Raw genomic sequence first — 5,586 nt, 5'->3', positions numbered from 1 at the left:
GCTGCTCGCCGCCTGGTCTGTCATGCATCTGAAACTTGAGGCGGAAGGCATCGTCAGCCAGTTGGTGATCCACAGAACCGCCACCCAGTACCTCTTGCCGATAACCGGCCTCGCTCAGGCCACGGCCCATCTCGATGAGGCCAACTGGCCGGGCTTCCTTCAAACCTATCAGCGACGCGGTCGCGCGCGACTGACGGTCGCCGCAGAGCTCCTGTTCGAAGGTAAAGTCGCAGGCCGCCTCACCGGCGAATTCGTCGCTATCTCGGAAGCTTAGCGGTTCCGCAGAGCCCACCAGCCGATCCGGCCGATCTTGCGCCAATCGGCCTCATCGGCCGGCACAGCAAAAGGCGAGCCGCCCCGGCGCTGCCACAAGCGCAACTGCGCCTCAACCACCGGCAAAATGGCAAAGGCAGGCTTCAGCGTGCTCGGCAGGACGGCAATCGCTGCCCTGGCCTTGCGCAGATGTTCCTCAGCCAGTTCAGCGATCTGCCCCAGCGCTTCGTGCAGCCCCTCGCTGTCGGTGCCCGTAAAGATCTCGCCCTCGGTTACGCCGTTCGCCTGAAAGATCGACCAGGGCAACATGATGCGCCCCTGAGAGGCGACATAGCCGAACGCCCGCAAATGCCCAACCATCGCCTGCGCAACGCCCAGATGTCCCGCAGCATCGCCGGGTTCCACCGGCAGTCCTTCGTTGAGGATCATCGCCGAGAGCTGCAGCAGCGTCGACGCCGTTTCTCCGGCATAGCCCTCAAACGTCTCAAGATCGGGCATGGGATCGTCATAGAGATCAAAACGCCGCGCGCCAATCAGGCGCTGCAACGTGCCTGGCGGCAAGGCATAGCGGTCGAGCGTCGTCAGTACGGCGTCGGCTAGCGGGTTCTGCCGAACCGCGCCATGACCGTCGCCCTTGAGCGCATCATTCCACCACTGCAGGCGAATTTCCCCCGGCGCCGGCCCGGAAACCCGCTCGCGGATGCCGGCAATATCGGAGTTGAAGGCAAGAATGGCCGCGACGCCGTCCCGAGCCCCCGCAGGCAAAGCAAGCGTCGACAGATAGCGATCTCTATCGCTCTCTCGCAGCATCTGAGTAGCGTGAGCAAAGCTCTCGGCAGACATCAGCGGGCGTTCTCGACGGCGATGAAAGCGCCGGCAACGGCCCTCTCCTCGGCCAACAGCACGTTGTAGGTGCGCACGGCGCCGCCAGTGCCCACGGCCTCGATGATCACCCTGTGGTCACGAAACGCCTGTCGGATAGCAGGGTCGATGAGCGCAATGTCCATGCCAAGGCCAATCAGCAATACGTCGAGCCGATCGGCAAGCTCCAGCACGGGCTGCAGGCTCTCCAGCGTCAACTCCGCCGGAGACGTCACATCCCAGCCCTGCATGCCGGTCGGTAGGCACAGCAGCGAGCCACGATGGGACATCTCGGCAAAACGAAAGCCGCCATTGCCATAAGCGTCGATGCCGACCTGGCGCGGGAAACGACCCGCGCCGGTCGAAAGAGTGTCAGACGGAAGCGCCATCCGACGACTTTTCCTTCTTCGCCGATGCCTCGTCGTCGGTCTTCTGCTTGAGACCGAAATTGATGAGGATCGGACCGTTGACGATCACCGACGAATACATGCCGACGAGCGAGCCGAAGGTCATGGCGATGGTGAAGCTGCGCAGTGCCTCGCCGCCGAAGAGTACCAGCGGCACGAGAGCCAGAAGCACGGTGAACTGGGTGAGCGAGGTACGCACGATGGTCTGGTTGATCGAGAGATCGATCAATTCAGGCAGCGGCATCTTCCTGTATTTCAACAGGTTTTCGCGAATACGGTCGGACACGACCACGGTTTCGTTGAGCGACAGACCGACGAGTGTCAGCACGGCCGCGATGGAACTGAGGTTGAATTCGAGCCCCGTTATCGAGAACAGACCTATGGTCATGATGATGTCGTGAGACGTCGTCGTGACCGCCGCAAGGGCGAACTGCCACTCGAACCGGAACCAGATGTAGAGAAGGATACAGCCCAGCGCGATGATGACGGCGATGGTACCCGTCCAGGCGAGTTCGCCCGAAACCGTGCCGCTGACCGCCTCGGTACGCCTGACCGAATAGTTGTCTCCGGCCAGAGCGTCCTGCACCTTTTGCACCGCAACCTGGTCGGCCGCCTGGCCACCTTCCTGCGCCTGCACGCGAACCAGAAGATCTTCAGGCGTACCGAAGCCCTGAACCTGGATTTCGCCGAGGTCGAGACCATCCAGCAATTCGCGAACCTGGCCGGCATCTGCCGGTCCGCCCGCGTGCTGCACTTCGATGGCGGTGCCGCCGACAAAGTCGATGCCGAGGTTGAAGCCCTTGAAATACGCCGCCCCGATCGAAATCACCGACATGATGATCGAGAGCGCGATGACGTAGCGCGAGATCTTCATGAACGGAATCTTGGTGCCGTCCGGAATGAAGCGGAAATGCTGGATCTTCAGCTCTTTGGGACGAACGCGCTTGTACCAGAGGTTCACCTGGTAAGAGGTGACCGTGTAGGAGGTGAAGAGCGAGGTCAGGATGCCGAGGCCGAGGGTGACGGCGAAGCCCTGCACCGGGCCTGAGCCCATGAAGTAGAGCACGACGGCCGCAACGAGTTGGGTCAAATGCGAGTCGACGATGGTGCCCCAGGCGCGCTCGAAGCCGGCATTGATGGCCTGCAGCGGCGTGCGGCCCGCGCGTTGTTCTTCGCGCATTCGCTCGTAGATCAGCACGTTGGCGTCAACGGCCATACCGATGGTCAGCACGATACCCGCGATGCCCGGCAGCGTTAGCGTCGATCCAAGCGTCGAAAGTGCAGCGAAGATCAGGATGACGTTGAGCACCAGCGAAACGTTGGCGAAGATGCCCCAGACGCCATAGGCGATGACCATGAAGCTCACGACCAGAACCGAAGCCACGATACCCGCGGTGAGACCAGCCTGGATCGAGTCGGCACCAAGACTTGCGTCGACGGTACGTTCTTCGATCACGTTGAGGCTGGCCGGCAGAGCACCGGCGCGTAGCAGCACGGCAAGGTCATTGGCCGAAGCGGTCGTGAAACTGCCACTGATCTGGCCCGAGCCGCCCGTGATGGGCTGCTGGATGACCGGAGCGGTAATGACGGTATTGTCGAGCACGATCGCGAAGCGCTGGCCGACATTGGCCGACGTGATTTCGCTGAACGTAACGGCGCCGCGCGTATCGAACTTGAAGCTGACGACCGGAATGCCGCGCTGCGAGTCGTAGGACGGCTGCGCGTCGACGAGAGACTCGCCGCCGAGCGCGACGTCTTCGTAAAGCAGTTCGCTGCCGCCGTCCTGGCTGGGCACAACCATGGTGCCGGCCGGGAGGCCCTGCGCCTCGGCCTGCGCGGCTGTGAGCCCGGGATAGACCATGTGGAACGTTAGGCGCGCGGTCTGCGAGATGATGTTCTTGAGGCGGGTCGAGTCGCCAAAGCCCGGCACCTGCACCATGACGCGGGTGTCACCCTGGCGCTGAATGGTCGGTTCGGTCGTACCCAGTTCGTCGATACGGCTGCGAATGACTTCGATGGACTGCGCGACGAGCGAACTCATGCGCTGCGTAATGCCCTCGGGCGTCAGGGAAATGGAAATCCGGCCGTCCGGCCGCTCGGCAAATGCCAGTTCATCGACACCGACACCGCCGGAGAACAGCGAGTTGTTGACGGTGTTCTGGATACCCTGAAGGGCAGTCAGCGCCTGCTCTTTCTGGGTCGGGTCGGTCAGCTCGATATAGATGGCGTTGTTGGCTTCATCGGTAGTGATGATGTTGCCGATGCCATTCTGGTTGGCCAGAACGTTGCGCGCATCGCGCCGAACGTCGCTCAAACGCTGGGTAACAATACCCGCGCGATCGACTTCGAGCAGCAGGTGCGAACCGCCTTGCAGATCGAGACCAAGAACCAGGCCTGGCTTGGGCAGCCATCCGGGGAGCGCATCCCGTACTTGCTGAGGCAAGAAATTGGGGGCTGCAAACAGAATACCCGCGATCGCGACGAACAGAATGATTGCTACGCGGAACGGCGACTGGTTCATGAAACGACGTCCTAAAGAGTCAGAAAGCCGGAGCCTTTCGGGCTCCGGCTGGATCGTGCCGGCTTAGGCCGGCTTGTTGTCGTTGACCGGCTCGGCCTTGGAACGCACGTCGGCAATCATGCCGCGCACGAGCTTGACCTTCACGCCCTGGGCGATTTCGACTTCAAGGTCTTCGCCATCAACGGCCTTGGTCACCTTGCCGACGATACCGCCGGTGGTCACCACGGTGTCGCCACGACGAATAGCCGAGAGCATTGCCTGCTGTGCCTTGAGGCGCTTCTGCTGCGGGCGGAAGATCAAAAGCCAGAAAATCACAACCAGCAGAACGATCGGCATCAGCTGGATCAGAATATCGGCGAAACCTCCCGTGGCGGGTGCGGCTGCATCCTGCGCAAAAGCGGGCGTTACAAACATCAGGCGAACTCCTATGATTCTTCTTGTGTGGGGGGGAGAAGAGCGCCACGCAACCCAAGGCTGCAGACTGGACGCGAATGGGGTCCCGTGCACTTGCACCCCGGCCAAAATCGCGCGGACTATACATTTGGGCCCCAGTGATTGCAAAGCCATTCAGGGAACACAATGCCGCGCTCGAATTGAAGGACTGAACCGGTGAAAACCAAAGACTATCTGGGCCGTATCGCGACGGCTCTCGAAGCCATTGCTGACGCGCTGGAAACGACAACCGGCGGCATCGCGGCTTTCGAACTCGGTGAGGCCGACGCCTATCATTGGCAGGGCGAATTCGAAGCATTGTTGCCTGTACCGAAGGTCAGTCGCGTGCCGCTCGACATGCTGCGCGGCATCGATCATGTGCGGGATGTCCTCCTTAAAAATACCGAGCAGTTTGCGCGCGGCCACGGCGCCAACAATGCCCTGCTCTGGGGCGCCCGCGGCATGGGCAAGAGCTCGCTGGTCAAGGCCATTCATGCCGATATCGATGCGAGGGACGGCTTCGAGCGCCTGGTGCTGATCGAAATAGCGCGCGAAGATCTCGACACCCTGCCCCAGCTCATGCGGGCCATATCGGGAAATTCGGCACGGTTCATCGTCTTCTGCGACGATCTCAGCTTCGATAGCGGCGAGACGAGCTACAAGTCACTCAAGACTATTCTCGACGGCGGCCTCGAGGGCCGTCCGGACAACGTCCTCTTCTACGCGACCTCTAATCGTCGCCACCTGATGCCGCGCGATATGATCGAGAACGAACGCTCCACGGCAATCAATCCGAGCGAGGCTGTGGAAGAGAAGGTATCGCTATCGGACCGGTTCGGGCTCTGGCTTGGCTTCCACAATTCTGACCAGGACACCTACCTCGCCATGGTTCGCGGCTATGCCGACTATTATGGACTGGCGCTTGATGACGAGACGCTGCGGACTCGCGCAATCGAATGGGCCGCGACGCGCGGCTCCCGCTCAGGTCGCGTGGCGATCCAGCTTATCCGCAGCCTCGCCGGCGAGCAGGGCAAAGTGGTCTAGCGAAAGTCACAGACAGCACAAACAAAGAGGGCCGGTGCATCGCACCGG

At 61.5% G+C, this 5,586-nt stretch carries 6 protein-coding genes; 2 read left to right on the top strand and 4 right to left on the bottom strand.

Features of this window, described 5'->3' with window-relative positions; all coding sequences use genetic code 11:
* Window positions 1-274: YiiD C-terminal domain-containing protein (locus ABW043_RS12820; protein WP_353921597.1), on the top strand; the 274-nt coding region annotated here is incomplete at its 5' end.
* Here the strand turns inward: ABW043_RS12820 and ABW043_RS12815 are convergent.
* From ABW043_RS12815 to yajC, 4 genes are all read right to left on the bottom strand, one after another.
* Window positions 271-1,116, bottom strand: coding sequence for a phytoene/squalene synthase family protein (locus tag ABW043_RS12815; RefSeq protein ID WP_353921596.1), 846 nt, complete (start codon window positions 1,114-1,116; stop codon window positions 271-273). The genes ABW043_RS12820 and ABW043_RS12815 overlap by 4 nt on opposite strands.
* Entirely contained in the window at window positions 1,116-1,523 is a 408-nt protein-coding gene (locus ABW043_RS12810; RefSeq protein ID WP_353921595.1) for an Mth938-like domain-containing protein, read from the bottom strand. Before ABW043_RS12810 ends, ABW043_RS12815 begins: the two co-directional genes overlap by 1 nt.
* Entirely contained in the window at window positions 1,507-4,062 is a 2,556-nt protein-coding gene (secD, locus tag ABW043_RS12805) for a protein translocase subunit SecD (protein WP_353921594.1), read from the bottom strand. Before secD ends, ABW043_RS12810 begins: the two co-directional genes overlap by 17 nt.
* A gap of 63 nt (window positions 4,063-4,125) precedes the next feature.
* Window positions 4,126-4,476, bottom strand: coding sequence for a preprotein translocase subunit YajC (gene yajC / locus ABW043_RS12800; protein WP_353921593.1), 351 nt, complete (start codon window positions 4,474-4,476; stop codon window positions 4,126-4,128).
* Window positions 4,477-4,671: 195 nt separating this feature from the next.
* Here yajC and ABW043_RS12795 point away from each other — a divergent pair, with 195 nt between their 5' ends.
* Window positions 4,672-5,538: an ATP-binding protein gene (locus ABW043_RS12795; RefSeq protein WP_502908643.1), complete on the top strand. Its 867-nt coding sequence runs from the start codon at window positions 4,672-4,674 to the stop codon at window positions 5,536-5,538.
* Window positions 5,539-5,586 lie beyond the last annotated feature (48 nt).

The sequence above is a fragment of the Devosia sp. genome (assembly GCF_040509215.1).
In the GTDB taxonomy this organism is placed as follows: Bacteria; Pseudomonadota; Alphaproteobacteria; order Rhizobiales; family Devosiaceae; genus Devosia.
This window is presented reverse-complemented; position numbering and strand designations above follow the sequence as displayed.